Origin of the sequence: Verrucomicrobium sp. GAS474 (assembly GCF_900105685.1) — a bacterium.
Taxonomy (GTDB): Bacteria; Verrucomicrobiota; Verrucomicrobiia; order Methylacidiphilales; family GAS474; genus GAS474.
The window spans coordinates 1,178,616-1,202,370 of sequence record NZ_LT629781.1 but is presented as its reverse complement, the minus strand read 5'-3'; the positions used below and the strand labels follow the sequence as shown (position 1 = coordinate 1,202,370).

The following is a 23,755-nucleotide window of genomic DNA, read 5'->3' as shown; positions in this document are numbered from 1 at the left end:
CGACCCCACCGCCATGCTCCTTCCTTCTCCCCTCCACCGAAGCGCCGTCGGCTTCAGCCTGCTGGAGCTGCTGGTCTCGGTCACCGTCCTCTCGATCCTCGTGATGATCCTCGCGCAGGTCATCACCCTCACGGGCCAGGCGATCGGGATCAACACGAAGAAACTCGACGGGGCGGGCCAGGCCCGCATCTTCTTCAACCGCCTCGCCGCCGACCTCGCCGCGCGGCCCCAGCGCGCCGACCTCGGCATGACGTGGACGAAGGCGGCGGGAAACGACGCGATCCGCTTCTACAGCGCCGTCGGCGGCTACAGCGGCGCGCGCAACGTCTCGCTCATCGGCTACCGGATCCAGGAGGCGGCCCCCGGACGGCTCTTCCAGCTGGAGCGCGGGGCGACGGGGGCCGACTGGCTGGCCGGGGGAAGCCATCCCCTCTTCCTCACCCAGGCATTGGCCTCGCCGAACGCCGAAGATTACGAGGTCCTCTCCCAGGGCGTCCTACGGCTCGAATTTTCCTACCTCCTCAACACCGCCTCGCCCGCCACCCGCGTGAGCCTCGCCGCCGCGAGCGATTACAGCGACGTCGGCGCGGTGATCGTCGCCATCGCGGTCCTCGACGCGAAGAGCCGCCTCCTCCTTTCTCCGGCGCAGCTCGGCGCCCTCTCCCGCGCCCTCTCCGACAGCGTCGCGGGGGAGGAGCCGATCGCCACGTGGAGCGCCCAGATCCTCCGCGCCGACTTCGCCCCCGGCGTCCCGAAGCAGGCCATCCAGGGCCTCCATCTCTACCAGCACCTCTTCAATGTCCCCTGACCTCCCCGGCCGCCGCCCCGCCCGCGCCGCCGCCGCGACGGAGACGGGAAGCGCCCTCATCATCACCCTCGCGATCCTCGTCCTGATCACGGCGATCCTCCTCGCCTTCTTCAGCCAGAGCGCCCTCAACCGGCAGATCTCCTTCTCCAGCGCCGGCCAGTTCCGTGCCGACCTCGTCGCCCGCGCCGCCCTCGAGACGATCGACGGCGACCTGCGGACCGAGATCGTCTCCGGCTCCCAATCGACCGCCGCCGGGACCGCCACCCTCTACCTCCCCGCCACCCCCGCCGCGGGGCTCCCGTGCCGGGTCAACGACCAGGGCTTCGCGAACCTGGTGAAGCAAAGCACCGCCGGGCTTCCCTCCTGGAGCGGCGCCGCCTACACCGGCTCCCCCGCCCCCGTCCGCGCCGCCGCGAACAACAGCACCCGGACGGCGGCGGCGGGCGGACGCTTCATCGGCGCGAACCGCTGGAACAAGGCGGGCCTCCTCGGCGATCCCGGAACGGGGACGACCCCGGCGCTCCCCTCCGGCTACACGCCGCCCGACTGGATCGTCGTCACCCGGGGCGGAACAGTCACGAACGCCGTCACCGCCCTCCCCACACTCCAGGCCCTTGCCGACGCCGCCCCCTCGAACCCCCAATGCGCCATCGGCCGCTTCGCCTACGCGATCTACGACGAGGGCGGCCTCCTCGACGCGAATGTCGCGGGCTTCCCCGCCTCCCTCAACAACACCGACTTCGCGACGACGCGGGGCCTCCTCCCCCAGGTCGATCTCTCGACCCTTCCCGGCGTGAAGAACGCGGGCTCCTTCGTCACGTGGCGCAATCCGACGACCGCCGCCACCGCCGCCGCCTACACGAACTCGGTCGCCGCCGCGACGACCGGCTTCGTCAAGGTCGCGAGCGGGGACCAGGCCCTCGTCGGACGACAGGACCTGATCGACTACGTGAAGGCGAATCCCGGCCTGATCGGGACCGCCGCCCTTCCCTACCTCGGCACCGCCTCACGCGACGTCGACGGCCCCGCCTTCCTCCCCGATCCGGCCCGGCCCGCCCGGAACGACATCACCAATCCCAACGTCCTGAAAATCCGGGTGACCCAGGCCTTCCGCCGGTCCGACAATACCGACGCGGTCGTCGGGGAGCCGCTGCTCAAGCACCGATTCCCCCTCTCCCGGCTCGCCCTCTTCGCCGACCCCGCGGGAAACGCCGCGCTGCTCCAGAAATATTTCTCCATGCAGCAGCGGGCCGACGGCCAGTGGGATTACCTCGACCCCGACGTCCCGACGCCGACCCCGACGACCACCCTCCCGACGATCAAGACCCTCGACCAGATCTCGGGCCGGGAGCCGACGTTCTGGGAAGTCCTCCAGGCGGGGATCTATGCCGGATCGCTCGGCGCCACGAACGGGAACTTCAACGGCCTCCCCACGACCCAGGACGGGAGCGCCACCCGCCAGCTCCTCGCCATCGGCCTCAACCTCATCGACCAGTACGACAGCGACGACACCCCCACCGTCCTCCGCCTCGGCGGGACAACCCCAGCCCAGCTCACCGACCTCTCGATCACCGGCGTCGAGAACCTCCCCTACATCGCCTGGTTCGCCCAGGACCATTTCCGCGACCAGATCTCGGTGCTCGCGCCGAACACCAACGCCTACATCGACGGCTACCTCTTCTTCACCCTGTGGAATCCCCATCGCAACGCCGCCTCGGCGCTTCCCGGCCAATTCCACATCCGCTTCAACGGCAAGACCTCGATCACCGCCTACAACACCGCCATCCCGCTCACGCTCACGAGCCCGACACTCACCCACCTCAACACCGTCCTCGCCTTCCAGACGACTACGGCCCGGACCTTCAAGGACATCGACGCCCTCCACACGACCGACGCCGTCCTCGCCTCGTGCAGCGACATGGCGAAGTTCCCCTATCCCGCCGTCGCGGGCGTCGTCCGCGAGGTCGGCCTCTTCATCGGCCAGGTGACGATGCCAAAGCTTCCGGAGTTCCCCACCTCGGGCAATTACATCGCCAACACGTTCCCGACCCCCGTGACCATGGTGCTGGAGAAGCAGGTCGGCGCGAATTGGATCCCCTATCAGATCATCCCGAACTTCAACGTCACGGCGAACAACACCGGACTCAACTTCGCCAGCGTGAGCAACCAGCTCAACCTCGCCAACGGCTTCACGAACAACGGCAGCGCGGCCCTCATCTCGATGACCCATCCCGATCCGCGCTCCAGTCGCTTCGGCTTCTTCCTCGGTGCCACCTTCAACATGCTTTCCAACAGCATGAACCTCGTGAACAGCGCTTCGGGGGTTCCCTTCAACTACAACGCGATTCCGACCTTCAACACAACCGGGGCCACCTCAATTCCCCTCGCCGACTACGCCTACAATGTCTCCTCCTCCCTCGCCTCCAGCCATTACGCCGATCCCGACGCTGCGATCCGCAAGGCCGATGCGAATCCCGCCACCACCGCCAGCCACACTGTCTACAGCCCCTTCGGCATCCCCCTCGCCGGGGCGACGAACGACGCCCGCCCCGTCGTCCTGAACCGGCCCTTCCGTTCCGTCGCCGAGATGGGGTACGCCTTCCGGGACACACCCTGGAAGTCGCTCAATTTCTCCTCGCAGGACAGCGCCGACGGCGGCCTCCTCGACCTTTTCTGCGTGAACGAGAACACCGAGGCCCTCCGCGCCGGAGTCGTCAGCCTGAACAGCGCCAGCCAGCCCGTCCTCGCAACCATCCTGACCAACGCCTACCGCGATCCGTCCGTCGCCGGAGGGACGCCCCTTCTCGCCTCCGATGCCACGACCCTCGCCCAGGCGATCCGCACGCAGCTCGGCCCCGTCACCAATCCAACCCTCGTCGTCCGCGGCGCCGCCGACCTCCCCCTCCTGGCCGACAAGATCGCCGCCTCGCTGCCCGACCGCTTCAAGTTCAAGCGCGAGGCCTTCACCCGCTCCTTCGCCGACATCGCCAACGGGCGGACGTGGAATCTCCTCGTCGACGTCATCGCCCAGTCGGGCCGCTACGGAAGCAACGCGAAAACGCTCAACGACTTCATCGTCGACGGGGAACGCCGCTATTGGCTCCACGTCGCGATCGATCGCTACACCGGCAAAGTCGTCTCCCAATTCCTCGAACCGGTCGCCAATTAAATGAAATGCACCTGACTCCCTCGCAGAGCCCCGGAAAGATTCCAGAAAAAGACCGCGTCCCTTTCTGGCAAAAGGTCGCCTACGGCCTCGGCGGCCCCGTGGAGGGGACCGCGATCTGGATTCCGCAGGGCAACCTGACGCCGGTCTTCAACATCGCCCTCGGCCTGAATCCCGCACTCCTCGGCATCGTCCTGATGTGCTGGCGGATCTGGGACGCGGCGGCCGACCAGGTGATGGGGAATTTCTCCGACAACGCGCGGACGCGCTGGGGACGGCGGAAACCGTTCATCGTCCTCGGCGCGATCCTCACCGCGCTCACGATGCCGGTCATCTGGTGGATGCCCCACGGCCTCCCCGAATGGCAGATGTTCGCGTGGCTCCTCCTCGGTGGCATCCTCTTCTACAGCTGCTTCTCGATCTGGGCCATGCCCTACTACAGCCTCCAGCTGGAGATGTCCCCCGACTACAACGAGCGGACGAACATCACCGCCTACCGCGCCTACGCCCAGCAATTCCTCCAGCTCGCGGGCGGCTGGATCCTCGCCCTCGCCTCGCTGCCGATCTTCAGCCGCCTTCCCGGCGGGGCACCCGACCTCGCCAACGGCATGCGCTACATCAGCCTCGGCCTCGCCGCGTTGACCCTCGTCCTCGGTGTCCTCCCCGGCCTCTTCGTGCGGGAGCGCTACTATGCGAAGGAGGCCAGTCGGCAGCCGAAGGAACCGCTCTGGCAGGGGTTGAAGCAGACCCTCTCCACCCGGCCCTTCCTCTGGATCATCACCATCGTCTTCACGAAGACCTTCGGCTTCGGCCTTATCGGCACCCTCGGCTTCTACCTCAACGCCTATTACGCCTGTGGCGGGGACCTCCACCTGGCGACGAAGATCGGCGGCGTCATCGCCACGGCCCTCTTCGCGCCGAACCTCCTGGCGATCCCCCTCTGCACCTGGATCGCGAATCGCTGGGACAAGAAGACCCTCCTCTACATCACGGTCCTCAGCGGCCTCTGCGGCTCCCTCTCCGTCTCGGTCTTCGTCACCCCCGCCCATCCGTGGCTCCAGGTGATCCCGCCCCTCCTCATGGGACCGGTCGGGATCGGCCTCTGGCTCGTCGTCCCTTCGATGCAGGCCGACGTCGCCGACTACGACGAGTGGATGGGCGGCAAGCGTCGCGAGGGGAGCTTCTCCGCCGTCTTCTCATGGACTCTCAAGGCGACCACCGCCCTCTCGGGCGGGCTGAGCGGGGTGCTTCTCGTCCTCTGCGGCTTCAAGAGCGGCCCCCACGCCGCGCAGGACCCCCACGTCCTCGCCACCCTAAAGCTCTTCTACATCGGCACCCCTCTCCTCTTCCTCATCGTCTCCCTTTTCGCGATCTCCCGCTATCCCCTCACGCGGGAGAAAGTGGCCGAGATCCGTGCCGCCCTTGAAGCGCGGCGTGGCGTCATCTGATCCGTTTTCCGCCGCTCAATCCGTCGCTCTCTTTCCAACGTCACCGTCGCTTTTTTCTTCTCCTTTATTTTGATCGATCATATTATTCAACCCCGCCACCCCCACCGATGCACACCCCCTCCGCCTCCCTCGACCTGAACATCGAAGTCCTCCGCACCCAGCCCGATTACATCGCCTATCTTCCCGACAGCACCGATCGGGCGACGGGCCAGACCGGCAATGAACACTTCCTCGTCGAGCCCCTTCCCGGCGGCGGCCTCTTCGCCGTCTGGACCCAGAGCAGCCACGAGGGCGAGCCCGACCAGCACATCGTTTTCGCCACCTCCCACGACGGGGGCCGAACGTGGTCGGCCCCGGCCACCATCGCCGGGCCGGATGAGGCGAAGAAGCAGGGGATGACGAGCTGGGGCTTTCCGCTAGTCTCGAAATCGGGCCGCATCTACGTCCTCTACAGCCGCCACATCGGGGTCAACGATATCTTCACCCACACCACCGGCCTCATGGCCTGCATCTACAGCGACGACCTCGGGAAGAGCTGGAGCGCCGAGACGATCCTCCCCATGCCCCGCTCCTCGTGGGACAACCCCGACCCCGCCGTCCCCGCGAACTGGATCGTCTGGCAGAAGCCAGTCCGCCTCTCGACCGGCCAGCACTTCACCGGCGTCACCCGCTGGGTCAGCCCCCAGGTCCACCGCCCCACACCGCGCAGCGAGTGGTGGGCCGAGGCGACCGTCGTGGAGTTCCTCCGCTTCGAGAACGTCGACGACGATCCCGCACCGCAGGATCTCTCGCTCACCTGGCTCTGCCAGAACGAGAACGCCCTCCAGATCGGCCTCCTCGGCCATCCAGATCTTTCCGTGATCCAGGAGCCGAGCTGGGTCGAGCTTCCCGATCAGCGCCTCTTCTGCGTCATGCGGACCACCCTCGGCAGCCCCTACTACACGGTCTCCGCCGACGAAGGAGAGACCTGGACGCGCCCCGAGCCGCTCCGGCAATACGACGACGGCCCGATCCTTCCCCACCCCTGCAGCCCCTGCCCCATCTACCCCCTCGATTCCTCAAACTTCATCTTCCTCTACCACAACCACGACGGGAACTTCCTCCACTACACCCCGGCGCAGACCTCCGACCATCGCCGCCCCATCTGCCTGGCGCGGGCCGAGTTCCGCCCCGGTGCACGCCAACCGCTCTGGTTCTCGGAACCGTGGTTCTTCATGGATAACGGCGGCATCCCCATCCTCCGCACCGACCTCGCCATGTACGCCAGCACCACCCGGACCGACGACGGCCTCATCCTCTGGTACCCCGAGCGGAAGTTCTTCCTCCTCGGAAAAAAGATCCCCGAGAAAATGGTCAAGGCCCTCGCCGTCAAAGAAATCCCGGCCCGCGACTAGCGGCCGCACCACGTCGGGCAGGCGCGGACTAATGGCCGGAGATGGCCTGGTTCAGGTCGTTCCGAACGTTCCACGAGAGGGCGCGGATGAGCTGCGGCGGGGGCGGGAGGTTCGCCGCGCCGATCCCGGCCGCGCTGATGATCGAGGAGCTCCCCGCCGTGATGACGCTTTCCTTGCCGCCGCCCTGGCCGGCGCCGCCGTCCCGCCCGGCGTTGTTGCCGAGCGTCGCGCCCTTCTTGTCCCGGTTCGAGGCGGTCGATTTGCCGCTGCCGGCGCCGGAGGAGGAGCTTCCCGCCGCGCTCGTGCTCGCCTGATCGGGATCGCTCTGGGACGGGACGGGATCGGTGGGCGCGGTCGCGTCGGTCTTGATGAGGGTGCTGCTGGTGGCGTTCGTCGACGAGTTGGCGGCATTGGAGGACTGGAGGGTCGGATCGGTCTTCGTGATGACCTGGGGGATGGCGGCCGAGGTCGCCGCCGAGCTGGCGCTCGAGCTCGTGTCGGCCCCGGTGCTCGTGCTGGCGCTGACGGAGGCCCCGAAGCCCGAGGCGATCGTCACGGAGGAATCGCCGGTGGAGACGGTGGTCGAGGCGGTGCCGAGACTCCCCGAGATCGTGAGCGTCGTGACGCTTCCGTCGACGCTGATCGAGTTGGCGCTCGAGGTGGTGTTCAGCGTCGTCGTCCCGTTGGAGCTGACGGCGTTGACCCCGGCCACCTGGGAGCCGGTGCTCCGGTAGACCAGCTGGATCTGGCCGCCGGTCGATGCCGCCAGGGAGACGGTGCCCCCGAGGAGGTTGCCCGTGTTGGTGAGGACGACGCTCCCGGCCGTCGCCGCGAGGGTCACGTTCCCGGTGACCAGGAGGGCGCTCGTCTGGGTGATGTTCCCGGAGAAGTGGCCCGTCAGATCGCCCTGGACGGTCCCGCCGAGGGCGGTCGCGCCCGATCCGGTCAAATCGACGACGCCCTGGGTGCCGCTCAACGAGACGGCGGTGACGGCGAGGCTCGACATCGTGATGTTGCCCGTGCCGGAGAGGGTCATCGTCCCGCCGTTGTCGGTGACCGCCATGATCGAGACGATGGCGCTCGACGAGCCCGAGGCGGTGCTGGAGACGCCGGTGATCGCCAGCGCATAGGCCGCCGAGGCGCTCGACTGGATCGAACCGGTGCCGTAGAGATGGACTCCCTCGGAATTCCCCCCCGAAGCGGCACCGCCGGTCCCGGAGATCGAGAGGCCGCCCGAGCCGACGTAGATCGGGTTCTGGTCGTAGGGATATTGCGCGATGAGGACGCCGGTCGAATTGCCCCCCGCCGCCGCGCCGGCGCCCGAGAACGTGATCGAGCCGGAGCCCGCCGTCATGGGGCCGCCCCCCATCCAGAAGCCGGTCGAATCGCCGACGGTCGCCGTCCCCGCCGTCCCGCGGATGACGATGTTCCCCGCCCCCGTCGAGGTGATCGCGTTGTGGAGGAACCAGACGCCCGTGGAGCCGTTCACCGACGCGCCGCCGGTCCCGGAGATCGAGAGCTGGCCGCCCGCGACCGAGAAATTCGTGATGTCGGAACTGACGCCCTGGCTCGAACCCGCCGACTGGCCGCCCACGCCGGTGATCTCGATGCCGCCCGAGCCGAGCGCGGCGAGGGAGCTGGGGTTCACCCCGCTGTCGATGAAGACGACACCGCTCGAATAGGCGGAGGTCCCAGTGACGACGTCGCCCGTGCCGAAGAGCGTGATCGAGCCGGTGCCGCTCGTCTGGAACTTGCCGCCCCGCACGCCGATGCCCATCGAGCCGCCCCCGGCCGCCGTGCCGCCGGTGCCGGAGAGCGCGAGCGCCCCGCCGGTGGTCTGGAAGTTCATCGTGTTGGCGCTGTCGATGTAGATGCCGTAGGAGCCGTTGCCCGCGCCGCCCGTGCCGAAGACCTCGATCGCGCCGGAGGCGGCGGAGAACGTGTTGGCCACACCGCTGTTCGTCGCGACGCCGTAGGAGGTGCCGCTCGCCGCCGAACCGCCCGTCCCGGTGATCGTGATCGCGCCCGTCCCGGTGGTCCCGACGGCGATGCCGTTGAAATCAATGCCCCAGGAGGCGCCGGTGGTCGCCGCGTCGCCGGTGCCGGAGAGGACGATGTTGCTCCCGGTGCCCTGAACGGAATCGCTATTGAAGCCGAGGCCGTAGGAGGCCGCGCCGCCGCTGCCGCCCGCGCCGGAGATCGAGATCGTCCCGCCCGACGTGCTCGAGACCGTCATCTGCTGGCTCGTCAAGCCGACGGAGGAATGGGAGGCCGTGCTCCCGGTGCCGGAGAGCGTGATCGCGCCGGAGGCCGAGGTGATCGTCTTCGCCGTCCCGTCGTTCAGGCCGATGCCGACGGAATCGTAGCCGGCCGCCGAGGCGGTGCCGACGATTTTGACCGCGGCACTCCCGGTCGCCTGCACGGTGGAGGAGCCGACGAAGACGCCGTAGGAATCGCTGCCCGTCGAGGTCGAGCCGTAACCGGAGACCGCGATCGTCCCGCCCGATGCCGAGACCGTCGAGCCGCCGAGCGAGACGCCGTAGGAGGTGCCGCCCGAAACCGAGCCGCCCGTCCCCGAGATCGTGACCCCGCCCCCCGCCGCCGAAACCGCCGAGGTCGAGGCGATCTGGACGCCGTAGGAGTTGACCGACGAGCCGCCGCCCGTCCCCTCGAGCGTGATCAGCCCGCCGCCGGTCGCCTGGACCGTCGAGGCCGAGATCGAGAGGCCCCACGCGCCGGAGCTGCCGCCCGCGCCCGAGAGGCCGTTGACGTGGAGCGCGCCGTCGGCGGTGCGGAGCGTCGACGTGGCGATCTTCACGCCGTAGTCGTTGTCCTGCCCGTAGGAGTTGGTCCCGTCGCCGGTCACGGTCACCGTCCCGGTGCCGGAGGCCGCGATCGTGCTTGCGGAGATCGAGACGGCGGTGGCGCTGTGGCCGCCCTGGGTCGCCGCCGTCCCGGCGATCGAGACCGCCCCGGCGAGCGTGGTGATCGTCGAGGAGGAGATCGAGACGCCGACGCTGTCGAAGCCGGGCGGCGTCCCGCCGTGGATCGTCACCCCCGTCGCCGCCGCGATCGTCGAGCCCGAGATCGAGACGCCGCCCGCATTCGCCGTCATCGAGACCGAGCCCGATCCGGCAAGGGTCGAGCCGCTCATCGCGATCCCGCCGCCGGTCGAGGTGAAGGCGAGGTTCACCGCGCTCGTCCCGCCGTTCCCGTTCACGGCGAGGTTGCCGATGGTGATCGCGCCGCCCGCGTTGAAGGTCAGGGAGGCCGGGGAGGCCGTTGTGTTGTCGAGGGTCAGGCCGACGGTCGTCCCGCCGCTGTCGATGCCGAGTTTGATCACGCCCGTCGCGTTGAACGTCACGTCGCGGCTCCCCGCGGAGGAGAAGACGAAGGAGCCGGTCCAGTAGATGTCGGTGGCGGTGATCGTCACCGCGCCCGCGTTCGTCCCGAGGCCGGAGGAGAGGGTCCCGTTGCCGATCGCCGTCGCCGTGTTCGTCGCGTCGGAACTCGTCCCGGAGAAGGAGACGCCGCCGTAGGAGGTCGCGAAGGAGCCGCTCGTGACGACGATCGTCGCCCCGCTGTTGTTCAGCGTCGTCCCGTTGAGGTTGACGGCGCTTCCGGTGAGGGTATCGCCCGCGGAGAGGTTGATGGCCCCCGTGGCGACGAGGGAAAGGCTGCCCCCGGCGGTGAGGGTGTCGTTCGTCAGCGTGATATTGCCCGCGGTCGCCGTGAGGGTGACGGTGCCGCTCGTCGAGATGAACGTCGCGTTCGCGAGGGCGATCCCCGCATCGGTGTAGGCGATGTTCCCCGAGGTCGAGAGGACATTGAGGCCGGTGAAGCCCGCGCCGTAGACCGAGGCGAGGCTGGCGCTGGCGACGTAGACCGTCGAGGTCGACGCCGCGCCGGAGGAGCCGAGATTGATGTCGCCGCCGCCCGACTGCCTCAGCGTCAGGATGCCGGTTCCCGTGAAGGAGGTGTTCGACGCGAGGGAGAGCGCCCCGTCGGCCGTGATCGTCACCGCGCCGGAGCCGAGGGCGATCGTCGAGGCGGTGACGTTCACCCCGTTCGGGCTGCTGGCCGCCGCGCTGTAGCCGGTGATCGAGGTCGAGCCGCCCGAGTTGCTGAGGGCGAGGGTGTTCGCGTAGAGGCCGACGCTGCTGCCGGTGCTGGTGCCGCTGCCGGAGAGGGTGAGGCTGCCGGTGCCGGTCTGCCGGACCTGCGAGCCCCCCGCCAGGTAGAGGCCGTAGCCGAGGCCCGCGCCGGAAAGCCCCAGCGCGCCGCCGGCCGTCTGGGCCAGGCTCGCCCCGGTCAGCACGATGCCGACCGAAGAGCCTCCGGCGGTGGAGGCCGTCCCCTGAAGGTTCATCGAGCCGGTTCCCGTCGCCGTGAATTTCCCCGAGGACGAATAGATCCCGTAGGAACTGCCCGACGAGGCCGAACCGGCCGTGCCGGTGAGGGAACCGCTTCCCGAAACCGTCGTCACCGTCGAATTGGAGACGGAGAGGCCGTAGGAATTGCCGGTCGAGGCGGTGCCGGCCGTGCCGTTGATCGTGATGTTGCCCGAGGTCGTCGCCGCCGTCGAAGTCGAGAGGGAGACGCCGTAGGAGCTGGTCCCCACCGCCGCATTGCCCGTGATCGTGATGCTGCCCGAATCGGCCTTCGCGTTGAAGACGGACAGCGAGACGCCGTAGGTGGTCGTCGAGACCGCGCCCGTTCCCGAAAGGACGATGCCGCCCGTGCCGCTCGCCGTCGCCCCGACGCTCACCAGGGAGACCCCGTACCCCGTGCTGCCCGCCGTGCCGCCGGTGCCGTTGACGGTGATGTTCCCGGAGGCCGAAAGCGTCGCGCTCGATCCATAGACGCCGTAACTGTTGTAGACGCCGCTGATCGTGTTCCCGCCGGTGCCGTTGATCGTGATGCTGCCGGAGGAGGTCAGGGCGAAGCTGCCCAAGTTGACCCCATACGTCACCGCGGAAGCCGAATCGGCCGTGCCGCTCAACGTGATCCCCTGGCCCGCGGAAAGGGGGCTGCCGACCGAAAGACCGGTCGCCCCGCCGACGCCGGCCAGGTTGATCGTCCCCGTCTCGGTGATGGGGCCGCCGACGGTGAGACCGCCGGAGGTGGTCGAGGCGGAGAAGTTGGCCCCCGAGACCAGGAGCCCGGTGAGGGAGCTTGCCGCCCCCGCCGTGACGTTGATCGAGCCGGTCCCCGTCTGGAGCGTGGTCGACGTGACGGTCACGCCTCCCCCGGCGGTCATCGCGAGGTTGAAATTGCCGGTCCAGGAAACCCCGCCCGATCCGCCGTTGACGATGATGCTGCCGTTGGCCGCCGTCAGGGTGAGGGTGTGGCCCCCCGTGATCCCCGTCATGAAGGAACTCCCGGCGCTGGCCCCGCCGACCTGGATATCGGAACCGGAGATGATCTCGACGCTGTTGCTCTGGAGGGCCGACTTGAGCGAGGCGCTGCCGATGATGTTGCCGATGCCGCCGCCGCTCAGGCTGAAGTCGAAGCTCAGCGGGCCGAGGCTGATGGTGAAGGTGCCCGCGTCGCCGATGTAGACGATGCTCGGGTCGAGGAGCCACGTGCCGCCGCCGGTGTCGACCGTGCCGAGGGCCTGCAGATCGATCTCGCCGCTGGTCTCGACCCAGCCGCCGCTGCCGCCGCCCGCACCCTTCGCGGTGATGTTCCCGTAGAAGCGGGTGGTGTCGTTGGCCCAGACGGTGACCTGGCCGCCGTCGCCAAGGACGAGGGCGTCGGCGCTGATCGTGGTGTCGCTCCCGACGTAGGTGCTGATGGCGTTGTAGACGGTGCTGTCGCCGGTCCCGTGGGGGCTGCCGCCGATGTGGATGACGCCGCCGCCCGCAGGGCCGCTCGCGGTGACGCTCCCGGTGCCGTAGAGGGCGACGTAGTCGCCGCTCAGTTCGACGAGGCCGCCTTTGCCGCTGGTGGCGCTGGCGTCGACGGTGCCGTTGACGAGGGTGGTGCCGCCCGATCCGCTCTGGACTTTGATGGTGCCGCCGCTGCCGTCGGCGTTCTTGGCGGCGAGGGTGCCGCTGCTGCTGAGGGTGCCTCCCGCGGCGCTGAGGTGGATGACGCCGTTCTTGGCCGTGGCTCCGGTGGCGCGGACGACGCCGGTGTTGTTGATGGCGAGGCTGTAGAGGTTGCCGGTGGCTTTGAGGTCGGCCTGGACGGCGTTGATGAGGCCGCTGTTGTTGATGCCGGTGCCGGCTCCGCTGCTGAGGCTGCCGCTCCCGACGCGGACGAGGCCGCCTTCGGGGACGCCGGTGGTCAGATAAAGTTCGTCGGTTGCGTAGACGCCGACGAGGCCGCCTTTGCCCGCGACTTCGCTGGCGTTGACGGTGCCCTGGTTGTCGATGTGTTTGGCGATGAGGTAGACATCTCCGCCGACGGCGTTGATGGTGCCGAGGTTGGTGATGGCGGCGGTGCTATTGCCGACGAAGTGCATCGCGCCGCTCCCGTTGTTGGCGATGAAGTCGGCGTTGTTGATGTCGAGGGTGCTCGCCATGAACCCGGCGGTGTTGACGATGCCGGTGGCGCCGATCATGACGCCGTTGGGGTTGATGAGGAAGACTTTGCCGTTGGAACTCAACGTGCCGTAGATCTGGGAAAGGTTGGTCCCGACGACGCGGTTGAGGACGGTGCTGTTGGCGTCGCTCTGGATGAATTTGGTCAACTCCCCAGCCCCGATGCTGAAGTCTTGCCAGTTGATGACGGCTCCGTTGCTGTTGACGACGGTCAAGGTGTTGCCGCTGCTGCTGATGTTCGCGCTGCCGCTCACGACGTCGCCCCCGGTGGGGTTCGCCCGTAGCTCCCACGGGGTGACGCTGAGGCCCACCATGATCCCCAACAAAAAGATACCAGCCAGCCGTCCCCGCGGGGCCTCTTGTATCGCGCTTCCCTTCATGAAATCCCTTTTCCTCTTAAGCAGGCGTTAAACACCTATCGGAGATAGAGAAGCAGGTCTTTTCCTGAAGGCAAAACTCTTATGCCTTCTGAGTAATTTTCCCGAGAACGGCCCCCCCGGGGGTCCCCCTATGCCCGCTCACCCAACTCGCCCCGCCGGGGAATCGAATCGAAGGCCCCGCGACGGGTCACGCCGAGGGCGGCGGCGCGGCAGGCGAGGCCGAGCGCCTCGGCGGGCTCCTTCCCCTCCATCGCCGCGGCCAGGAGATAGCCGATGAAGGTATCCCCGGCGGCCGTGGTATCGACCGGGACGACGCGGGGCGAGGCCGCCCGGAGTTCTTCCCCCGCCGGAGTGAGGCAGAGAACCCCCTCGGCCCCGAGCGTCAGGACCACCCAGGCGCGGGGGCAGAGCTGCCGCAGCCGCCGCAGCATCGCCCCGGGCTCGCTCTCGCCCGAGAGCTCCTCCCCCTCGGTCTCGTTGACGATCAGCCAATCGACCAGCTCCAGCGGATAGGCCTTCACCGCCTCGGTCATCGGCGCGGGATTCAGGCAGATCGTGAGGCCGAGCGCCGCCGCCACCCCGATCGCCTCCGGGACCGACGACGTTTCGTTCTGCGTCAGGAACCAATCCCCCTTCGCGGCCCCCTCGAAGAACGAGGGGAAGAACTCCGCCGTCACGCCGTGGTTCGCCCCCGCGAAAAGGACGATGGCATTCTCCCCCGCATCGCTGACCTGGATGAGGGCATGCCCCGCCGGAAGGGCGCTGGGGAGGAGACCCGCAATGTCGATCCCCTCGGCGGCCAGGGCCTCCCGCAGCCAGGCCGCCTCGGCCCCGTACGTGCCGAGATGCCGAACCGCAGCCCCCGCCCGCGCCAGGGCGACCGATTGGTTGAACCCCTTCCCGCCCGCGCCCTTGGCATACCCGCCACTCGCCAGCGTCTCCCCCGGACGGACGAAGTGGGGAACCTGATAGACATGATCGATATTGATCGAGCCAAGATTGAAAATCCGTTTCATGAGCGTGAAACCCCCAGCCTAGGCCGCGCCGCCGCGGGAAATCCACCGAGAAAAGTTTTTGAAAGAAGGTTAAAATAAAATCCTCCACTTCGCCCCCCACCCTGCGGGCCGTGAGAGTAAACGGATTCGATGTTGGCCGACTGCGGTAATATGTCGGCATGCTGCGGCTATTGGCACCCTATTTGATACCGCCGCAAGAGGCATGAACATCCGCTATCCTCTCTTATTTCCTTGACCGATCCGTAACCGGGCCCGCATACAGGTGCGTCTTTTTCCTTATTGGAAGTTATGGTTTACACCGAGGTCTTTTTTGTCCTTCTTTTTCTCGCGCTCTGGCTCGGGACCATGTTGCTGCGTCCTTGGCCGGCCCTCAAAGAATGGCTCCTGATCGGATTCAGCCTCTTTGTCATCGCTACATGGGGTTATTACGATCTGATCCTTTTCCTGATCATTCTTTTGGTCAACTTCGGCGGCGCTATTGCTTTGTCCAAATCAAGCCGGAGCGCCTCCAAAAAGTGGTTGGGAGCTCTGATCGGCTTCGATCTCCTGGTTCTGGCACTATTCAAATATGCTGATTTTTTCAGCGATAACCTTGGAAGCATTTCGGGGCTGACCTTTCCTAAATTTCCGTTGGGAATTCCGCTCGCGATCTCCTTCTATACCTTCCATCTCATCAGCTACCTGGTCGATCTTCAGGCCGGGCGGGTGAAGCTGGCCTCCTTTCGGGAATACCTTTTCTACCTCAGCTTTTTCCCCCATGTCATCGCGGGGCCCATCGTGCGGGCATGGCAGCTGATGCCCCAGATCGGGAAGATCCGCCGCATCCGGGGCAATCTGGCGATGGGCCTCCATTATATGGTGATCGGGTTTTTCCTTAAGGCCGTTGCCGCCAACAATATCGCGCAGGGGATCGATCCTATCTGGGAAGGAATCTCGCCCCTGTCGACCGTCGATTACTGGCTCCTTCCTTTTCTTTATTACTGCCAGATCTACGGGGATTTCGCCGGATACTCCCTGATGGCGCTTGGCATGGCTCGCCTGCTGGGTTATCGCCTGCCCCCCAACTTCCGGGCGCCGATGCTGGCTGGAACCCTTCGGGAGTTCTGGCAGCGGTGGCACATCACCTTGTCCCGATGGCTGCGGGATTATCTCTATATTCCCTTGGGCGGCAATCGCACCTCTAAAATACGCAGCGCCTTAAACGTCCTGATCACCATGATATTGGGAGGATTGTGGCATGGAGCGGGATGGGGCTTTATTATCTGGGGTTTTCTGCACGGAATAGGATTGGCGGCGGAACGCCTTGCAGGGCGCTGGAGCTGGGGATTGCTGGCCTGGAAAATTCCAGGAGGATTCAGCCTCGCTTGGACGCGCCTTCGGACTGCTGATGCAAGTTCGGGCCGATCGCACGAGAGCTTGATGATCTTCCCCGGATGGATCGTCGCCCAGATATGGATTCTGATCGCCTGGATTTTCTTCCGGTGCCCCGATCTTTCAACCTCATTTCATTTCCTCAAAGGCATGGTCCATTATTCCGGCCACCATTGGTACTTGGTGCACTTGAACATCGCGTTCCCCTTATTGGCTTCGCTGCCGGTCCTGGCACATCAGTTCGCCCCGTCGTTCCTGCGGCTCGTCCCCCGACGGCATCTCGGACTATCCCTGGGCGTTCTCACCGGGCTGGTGCTCCTGCTGAATATCGTGATCGTCTCGCCGGCCAAGACATTCATTTACTTTCGATTCTGATGCTTACCCGATCCATTCGTTCGTTTTGGGTGGGGCTGCTTGCGACGCTGATCGGCGCTTCCCTCCTGCTTCATTCCTGGTGGAATCCGAAGGAAAGACATCTTCCCGCACCGCCTCCCTTCCTCCCGATTTCCTCCAGTACCTATCTGAGTTCCGCAAACGACGGTGAATTAGCCCATTGCCTCTTACTCTACGGTCTTTTCGGAACGGGGAAGCGAATGAGAGACGCCGACCTTCTCTTGCTTGGCACTTCCCATGTCGCCATGGGGCTGTCGGCTGAAATTCTGTCCCGACGGATGTCGGCTGCCTTGGGACGTCCTTTCCGAGTTTATAACGCCGGCCTCGGCCATGCTGAGCGATGGGCATTCATTTCGCAGGTCATTCAGCACAATCAGATCGAAAACCAGAAAATCCTGTTCGACCTTTATGGCATTCGAGGCGATGGAATGAGTCCTTGGGCTGAGGTGGTTAGATCAGGGAATGCTCTGAAAAGCACCGTGCTGGCGGGCAATGTCTGGTCTGGCTACATGGAAAAATGGCTCTTCTATCGTTTCGTTCCACATATTTCCATTGCCCAGCACTATGCCCAAAATCCGAGGTCGGATATTCTTTTCTACCCCATGCAGTTTCTCGATGACGCGTATTGGTTTCGCAATTTGGAAACAGGAGACACTTCTGCTTTTTGGTCTCCAACATCGGGGATGATCTACTCCACTGCTGCGCCGCCGATTCCAAATATTCCGAATTCATTGGTAGACGCCGCTTTCTTGGAGCCGGTAATCAGGCAAAATCATTTGACCCCCTTTCTGACGTTGATCCCATTTCTGGGATTCAATTCGCAGGAAGCAGCCTTAGAAGCCCATGCCGTGGGTCATCCCTTCATTTTTCTGAATGGAAATGGAATGGGCTATTGGGATGGAGGAACCCATCTTGATTCCGCCTCCCGGGATATCGTGACGGAAAGGCTTTTTCTCCAGATGCAGGCGGAAAAGCTCGATTCACCCCTCGTATTTCCCGTTCGTAAAAAGGCGAAATGATTCGTTTGCGGCAGAGCAAGCCGCATTCATTCGTGCCAGCGACCGTTTTTCCTAGAACGGGCCTTGGAAGGCTTTGTCGGGGACGTCGAGAAAGGTGCCTTCGGGGATGGCGAAGGAGGCAGAATCGGCCTGCTGGCCGAACTGCGCCAGGACGGCGGCGACGATATGGGGGGTTCGAGGATAGTAGTGGTTGGAAAGGGCAGGACTCGTCGGCGACGGAAAATCGGGGGAGGAAACGCGTGCGGGCTTGGCTTTGAAGAGTTCCAACCCTTCCTCCACGAGACTGGAGATGATTTCGGCACCGATACCGAAGGAGTGAGTTCCGGTATCGGCGACGACGAGGCGGCCTGTTTTCCTGACGGAGGCGAGGATGCCTTGCCGATCGAGGGGCGCGATGGCGCGGAGGTCGAGGACCTCGGCTTCGATGCCACGGGCGGCAAGGAGATCGGCGGAGCGAAGGGCTTCGAGTACCATGTAGCTCGTGGCGACGAGAGTGACATCCTTTCCCTCCCGGGCGATGCGGACGGGACCGATGGGGACGCGGTAAAGGCCTTCGGGAACGGGGCCGGTGACGGCGTGGAGCCATCGATGTTCCAGGTAGACGACGGGATTGTTGTCTTCGAGAGCCGAAATCAGCATTCCCTTGGCGTCGTGGGGCGTCGTGGGCATGATGACCCGGAGCCCCGGAATGTGGGCAAACCATGCCTGCAGGCTCTGGGAGTGCTGTGGGCCCTGGCCCCAGCCCCGGCCCAGGATCATGCGCACCACGAGCGGGATGCTCTTGCGCCCACCGAACATGTAGTGCCATTTGGCCGCCTGGTTCGCGAGCTGCTCCATCGTCAGCGTGGCGAAATCGACGCGCTGATGGGTGAGGATCGGGCGCAATCCGGAGAGGGCGCTGCCGATGGCGATTCCCGTCATGGCATTTTCGGCGCAGGGCATATCCATGACTCGGGACTCGCCGTATTTTTCGACAAGGCCGAGCGTGGTTCCGAAAAGGCCCTTAGGATCGGGAACCCCGAGGCCGACGATGTAGACGTTGGGATCGGCGGCCAGGGCCAGGTCAGTCCCCTCTAGAAGCGCCTGGGCGTAGGAAAGGATGCGGCTCATGCTAGTGGAAGGGTATGGGAGCGGCGTAAAGATGCCGCGCGATGGTCTCGGGGTTCGGGAAGGGGCTGGCTTTGGCGAAGGCGACGGCATCTTCGATCTCATTCCGAAGGGCTGCTTCCTCTTCCGTGGTGAGAAGGATGGCGGTGCCGTATTCGCGTTCCATCCGGGCGACAGGGCATTTCTCTTTCCAGGCGAGGTATTCGGCCTCGGTGCGGTATCCGATGTGGTTGTCGTAACCGGGGCCGCAATGTTCCCGCCAGCGGTAGGTGAGGAATTCGATGAAGATGGGACCCTGGCCCGCGCGGGCTTTGGCGACAGCCTCGGTCATGAGGGCGTGGGCACCGAGGAGATCGTTCCCGTCGGCCTGAAGGGCGGAGACACCGTGGCCTTGGGCCTGGTGAAAAACCTCGCGGTGGGCGGGCTGCCTCACGCGCATGGGCGAGTAGACGGAGTAGAGGTTGTTCTCGCAGACGAAGACGATGGGGAGCTTGTGAAGCGAGGCGAAATTCATGCTCTCGTGGAAGACACCCTCCTCAGTCGCCCCCTCTCCGAAAAAGGTGAGAGTGACGCGGTCCTCTTTCCGGCGCTGGATGGCGAAGGCGGTGCCGACGGCGATCGGGATCGTGCTGCCAACGATAGGGACCGCACCCAGGAAACCGGCGTCGAGATCGATCAAATGCATGGAGCCGCCGCGGCCGGAGCAACAGCCGGTCTCGCGACCGTACATTTCCGCGAACATGGCCCGCAGGTTGCCGCCCTTGGCTAGATAGTGGGCGTGCGAGCGATGGCCGCTCATCGCATAATCCGTTTGCCGCACCGCCGCACCGGCGGCCACGGCGACGGATTCCTGCCCGATGCTCAGATGGACGGGGCAGCGCATCTGCTGTTCCGCATAGAGCTCGGCGATGGTTTCCTCGACACGCCGGATGCGCACCATCCGGCGATAGAGGTCCTTGGCCAGCGATGTCGGGGTCATGGGACGGAAGATCAGGAAAGGTTGGTCAGCTTCTTCATCGTCTTGATGTTGAAGTAGCGGTCTTCCATCCGGAGGTTTCCGTCGCGGAAAGCGGCGATAACCTCGGCGATGCCGTCGGCGACGGTATACTTCGGCTCGAATCCCGTGGAGAGAAGCTTTTTCGAGCTGAGACGGTAGGATCGAGGATCATTCGATTCGCTCACCACGATTTCACACGGGACACGATCCTTTACCCGGTTGGCAATATCGAGAATGGAGATGTTCTCGAACCCGGCATTGTAGATGCCGGGGGCCTTCGCACCGTTGGCAAGGAAATGGTGGTAGACGCGAACCATATCCCGGATGTGGATGTTGGGTCGGGTCTGATCGCCACCCAAAACAGTGATCTTTCCGCTGGCGAGAGCCTGCATTGTAAGCATGTTCACCGCGACATCGAGGCGCATCCGCGGGGAATAGCCACAAACGGTTGCGGGACGGACGATATTGACGAGGATTTTATCGGCGTAGCTCAGGAGCACGCGCTCGCTGACCATCTTGGTCTTGTTATAGTCGGAGATCGGGACAAGGGAGAGGTCTTCCGTCACTTCCGGCTCTTCTTTCACGCCGTAGACGCTACCGGAGCTGGCAAAGACGAACTGCCGGACGCCGTGGGCGATCGCCTTTTCGACAAGCTGCATCGTGGCGAGGGCGTTGACCTCCCAATTGAGTTTAGAATTGAGATCGCTGCAGGGATCGTTGGCGACGTTGGCCAGATGAAGGATGCTTTCGATACCATCCATGGGAACACGGTCGATATCGCGGATGTCACCCTGGATGACCGTCAATTTCGGGTGAGGCTCGAGATGGTTGCCGAACCATTGGATATCGTAAACAGTGATGTCGTGGCCTGCCTTGAGGAGGCTTTGCGCAAGGGGGGTGCCGATGTAGCCGCACCCTCCGGTCAGGAGAATTTTCATAGGGAGTAGACGAAGCGTGTATGGATTAAAGATTGAGAAGGGACATCCCGCTCTTGAGGAGCCCTTGCTTTGAAATGGGTTCGGTATTGCCGACAATGCGGACGGCCTGGGCTCCCGCGAGCTGACCCAGAAAGGTGGTGAAAGCGATGGGGAGCTCGAGCTTGGCTCCAAGCGCGGCCACGGCGAAAAAGGCGTCGCCCGCACCCACGGTATCGACGATCCTCGATTCCAAAGGCAGGAGGGTACAAGGGCTGCGATCCTTCGCCACGCCGATCGTCTCGACACCGCCTCGCGTCAACCAGGCCTGTGCGGAATCAAATCGGGCGAGCAAGGCTTTGATTTCGACGGAATGATTCACGTGCTTCCGGGCCACGGAGAGCATGAGTTCCTGATCGTCGAGGGAGAAGCAGTCGGCTCGCCGATACTGATTGGAGATGATGTTGAACCCGTGGTTGTTGCTGTTTGTTTGGCAATTGAGGGCGAGATAGGGTGCCTTCGCCTCGACGAGACGTCGCATTTCGTCCTGCATGAGTCCGTGGCCGAAATCCGTGACAACGACGAGGTCGTAATCGCCGATGATCGCCTCGAGGGATCGGAGGATCTCTTCTTGCACTTTGGCCTGAGGAGGATCGGCATCGATGAAGTTGACGCTGAAAAGCTTGTTCAGTTCTTTTCCTTCGCCTGCAGTTTCAACAAAACGTTGCTTCACGATGGTCTGAAAGGAAGGAGTGCGAATGAGGCGGTCATTCGCCTTGTCGACGTAAAGCGCCAAATTCGCATTAATCCATGGCTCCGTACCGACGAGGCTGAGAAGATCGACTTTTTCGGTAAATTGGCGGATATGCCGGTAGACGGCCAGGGCGCCTCCGGTCTGGGTTTCCTCGGAGAGGAGGCGGGAGGAAAGAATCCGGTTCTTGGAGGTGAGGCCCTGGACTTTGACGTAGGAGTAGCGGTCGTAGATCACATCCCCCACGATCAGGACCTTTAGCCGGGAGAAGGAGTCGACGATTTCGCGAAAGCGATCGGGACTGAACTCTTTGGCCAATCCGGCGCAATATTCCCGCACACCCTGCGGGACGGGGGCAAAGTGGGCGTTAATGAGTTTGGTGGAACTGAAAACGATCGATCCGAGGTAACGCACTTCACCACCGTAGGCTTCGACGGTACGGAGATCTTCGTGGATATTGCCGGTGACATCGTTGTCGGGGTTTGCATATTCGACCCCCTTGCAGTAAATCGCCGGCTTCACGCACTCGATGGCCTTGAGCGCCGTGGGATGGGGAATAAGGACAACATAATCGACGCATGCGAGGGCCGCGAGACTTTTGCCACGAAGGAGATCGTTAAAGAAGGGCCGCCCGGGTCCCTTGTTCACGAAATGTTCGGCCGTCACGGTGACGACGAGAATATCTCCCAGTTCACGGGCTTCTTCCAGATGATAGATATGGCCCGGATGAATCAGGTCGAAGGTCCCATGGCACTGCACGATTCTCTTGCCTTGGAGGCGGAGGGCGTCGAAAGCGTCGGAAGCCGTCTCGTAGGGGAGAATTTTGGCTTGGGTGGAGGTCACGGAGCGAGCGAGTTAAACTAGGGTTTGTGAATGTAATTCGACGGCTGATCGCGCAGCGCAGGAAGATAACGATCAACCCAGGCGACCATCTCGTCGATCCCGGGCTCCAGGTCGACCTGCTCTTGCCAGCCCAGTTCGGTGCGGGCGCGCGTGGCGTCGAGAAGGTAGGCGGCATCTTTGCCGGGGCGGTCGCCGACGACTTCGACGACCTCCTCGAACGTCGTCCCCATTCTTTGGCAAATGAGGGCGACGAGGTCGCGGATGGAGATGAAGCGTTTGGTGGAAAGGTGATAGGACTGGCCGGGAATGCCGTCTGCCAGGACCCGGTAGGTCCCTTCGGAGACGTCGCGCAGATGGATGAAGGAGCGTACCGAGTGTCCGCCGCCGTGGAGTTGCAACTTCCGCCCGAGGCGGATGAAGAGCATCGTGCGGGGGATGATGCGGTAGAGCTGTTGGCCAGGACCGTAAACGTTTGCGGCGCGAGTGTAAACGACGGGGAATCTGTAGTTCTTGAAAAAGGTCTGCAGGTGCAGGTCGCATGCGGCGCGGGAGGCGGCGTAAGGCGTGCTTGGATTGAAGGGGGCATCCTCCGTCACGTTGCCGCTGCAGGAGCCGTAGACTTCAGGAGTCGAGATATGGACGTATTTCTTGAGGAAATCGAAACGCCGCAATTTCTCGTGCAGTCGAACGTTCGCGACAACATTGGTCTGGTACCAATGGTCGGGATGAAGCCAGCTTTCGGCCACCATGCTTTGCGCGGCGAAGTTCACCACATAGGCAGCCTCGACGGCTTTGATTTCGGCGGCGATCCGGTCAACATCGTGGTTGAGGTCGAGCTGGAGGAAACGGAACGCTTCCGAAACGGCACGGCCCGACATCTTGTAAGGAAGGAGCGCCTCGACGGGCTCGGGGGAACGGCTCATACCGATGACGGACTCGCCCTTTTTCAGAAGGTAATCGACAAAACTGGCGCCGGAAATCGAGTTGCTGCCGATGACGACGACGGGAGGGGGGGTCATAAAGAAGGAACGGGGTGTGCGAGAAGGGATTGGACGAGAGCGTGGCAAACGATCATCTGAAAGTCTTCAGCTATCTGCATGTCATGAACCGCGATGTGGATGGGAAGATCGGCCAAGGCCTTCGCCTTGCCCCCGTCGAACCCGACGATGGCGTAGCTTTTGAGACCCAAGGATTTGGCAGAATCGAGGACGGCGAGGATATTGGAGGAATTGCCGCTCCCGGAAAGGGTCACGAGAAGATCTCCCCGGCGGGCGAACGTTGCCAGCTGATGGGAGAAAATTTGATCGTAGCCGATGTCGTTGGCCAGGCAGGTGGTGACGGCTTCATTACCGTTGAGGGAATGAATGCGGATGCCGCGGGCCGTCCCCTTTTTGGCGATAGGATAGAGGAAATCGTTTCCCCAATGGACGGCATTGGCCGCGCTGCCGCCATTGCCACAGATGAAAATCTGGCGATCCTCCTGCCATGCAGCATGAAAATCGGAGGCCATTTGAGAGACAGGCTCCCAATCGAACGCCCCCAGCGCGACGCTCAAACGGGCTCCATAGGAAGAAAGGGGGCCGAGAAATGAGGTATTGTC

14 protein-coding genes are annotated in these 23,755 nt (G+C 64.3%); 6 read left to right on the top strand and 8 right to left on the bottom strand.

Annotation, left to right across the window (positions count from 1 at the left end):
* The first annotated feature begins 13 nt into the window (after positions 1–13).
* The 4 genes from BLU04_RS04890 (at position 14) to BLU04_RS04875 (ending at position 6,816) form a co-directional block, all read left to right on the top strand.
* Positions 14–808, top strand: a complete 795-nt coding sequence (locus tag BLU04_RS04890; RefSeq protein WP_093282945.1) for a prepilin-type N-terminal cleavage/methylation domain-containing protein — start codon at positions 14–16, stop codon at positions 806–808.
* Positions 798–3,977: a hypothetical protein gene (locus BLU04_RS04885; RefSeq protein WP_093282942.1), complete on the top strand. Its 3,180-nt coding sequence runs from the start codon at positions 798–800 to the stop codon at positions 3,975–3,977. The genes BLU04_RS04890 and BLU04_RS04885 overlap by 11 nt, the downstream gene beginning before the upstream one ends.
* Positions 3,978–3,982: 5 nt before the next feature.
* On the top strand, positions 3,983–5,422 hold the full coding sequence (locus BLU04_RS04880) for an MFS transporter (protein ID WP_093282938.1): 1,440 nt from the start codon (positions 3,983–3,985) through the stop codon (positions 5,420–5,422).
* Positions 5,423–5,529: 107 nt separating this feature from the next.
* Entirely contained in the window at positions 5,530–6,816 is a 1,287-nt protein-coding gene (locus tag BLU04_RS04875) for a sialidase family protein (protein WP_093282936.1), read from the top strand.
* A gap of 28 nt (positions 6,817–6,844) precedes the next feature.
* Here BLU04_RS04875 and BLU04_RS04870 read toward each other — a convergent pair whose 3' ends face one another.
* Both BLU04_RS04870 and BLU04_RS04865 read right to left on the bottom strand, forming a co-directional pair.
* A complete protein-coding gene (locus tag BLU04_RS04870) occupies positions 6,845–13,678 on the bottom strand; it encodes a filamentous hemagglutinin N-terminal domain-containing protein (RefSeq protein ID WP_162274638.1) in 6,834 nt (2,277 codons plus the stop codon).
* 194 nt (positions 13,679–13,872) lie between these two features.
* Entirely contained in the window at positions 13,873–14,760 is an 888-nt protein-coding gene (locus BLU04_RS04865; RefSeq protein WP_093282931.1) for a ribokinase, read from the bottom strand.
* Positions 14,761–15,048: 288 nt separating this feature from the next.
* Here BLU04_RS04865 and BLU04_RS04860 point away from each other — a divergent pair, with 288 nt between their 5' ends.
* Both BLU04_RS04860 and BLU04_RS04855 read left to right on the top strand, forming a co-directional pair.
* Positions 15,049–16,506, top strand: a complete 1,458-nt coding sequence (locus BLU04_RS04860) for an MBOAT family O-acyltransferase (RefSeq protein ID WP_093282928.1) — start codon at positions 15,049–15,051, stop codon at positions 16,504–16,506.
* Complete coding sequence (locus BLU04_RS04855; protein ID WP_157895132.1) at positions 16,506–17,543, top strand: hypothetical protein; 1,038 nt, start codon at positions 16,506–16,508, stop codon at positions 17,541–17,543. The genes BLU04_RS04860 and BLU04_RS04855 overlap by 1 nt, the downstream gene beginning before the upstream one ends.
* Before the next feature lie 51 nt (positions 17,544–17,594).
* On the opposite strand, the gene BLU04_RS04850 is transcribed toward BLU04_RS04855, so the two are convergent.
* From BLU04_RS04850 to BLU04_RS04825, 6 genes are read right to left on the bottom strand one after another with little or no spacing between them, the layout of a single operon-like run.
* Positions 17,595–18,653 carry a transketolase C-terminal domain-containing protein gene (locus BLU04_RS04850; protein ID WP_093282923.1) on the bottom strand — a complete coding sequence of 353 codons (1,059 nt, stop codon included), beginning with the start codon at positions 18,651–18,653 and terminating at the stop codon, positions 17,595–17,597.
* A gap of 1 nt (position 18,654) precedes the next feature.
* Positions 18,655–19,629 (bottom strand): thiamine pyrophosphate-dependent dehydrogenase E1 component subunit alpha, encoded by a 975-nt coding sequence (locus tag BLU04_RS04845; RefSeq protein WP_093282920.1) that lies wholly within the window; start codon positions 19,627–19,629, stop codon positions 18,655–18,657.
* Between the two features lie 11 nt (positions 19,630–19,640).
* Positions 19,641–20,585 carry an SDR family oxidoreductase gene (locus tag BLU04_RS04840; protein ID WP_093282918.1) on the bottom strand — a complete coding sequence of 315 codons (945 nt, stop codon included), beginning with the start codon at positions 20,583–20,585 and terminating at the stop codon, positions 19,641–19,643.
* A 25-nt stretch (positions 20,586–20,610) separates the two neighbouring features.
* Positions 20,611–22,155, bottom strand: a complete 1,545-nt coding sequence (locus tag BLU04_RS04835) for an adenylyltransferase/cytidyltransferase family protein (protein ID WP_093282915.1) — start codon at positions 22,153–22,155, stop codon at positions 20,611–20,613.
* A 17-nt stretch (positions 22,156–22,172) separates the two neighbouring features.
* Positions 22,173–23,174, bottom strand: a complete 1,002-nt coding sequence (locus BLU04_RS04830) for a GDP-mannose 4,6-dehydratase (RefSeq protein WP_093282913.1) — start codon at positions 23,172–23,174, stop codon at positions 22,173–22,175.
* A complete protein-coding gene (locus BLU04_RS04825; RefSeq protein WP_197673032.1) occupies positions 23,171–23,710 on the bottom strand; it encodes an SIS domain-containing protein in 540 nt (179 codons plus the stop codon). Before BLU04_RS04825 ends, BLU04_RS04830 begins: the two co-directional genes overlap by 4 nt.
* Between the last annotated feature and the right edge of the window lie 45 nt (positions 23,711–23,755).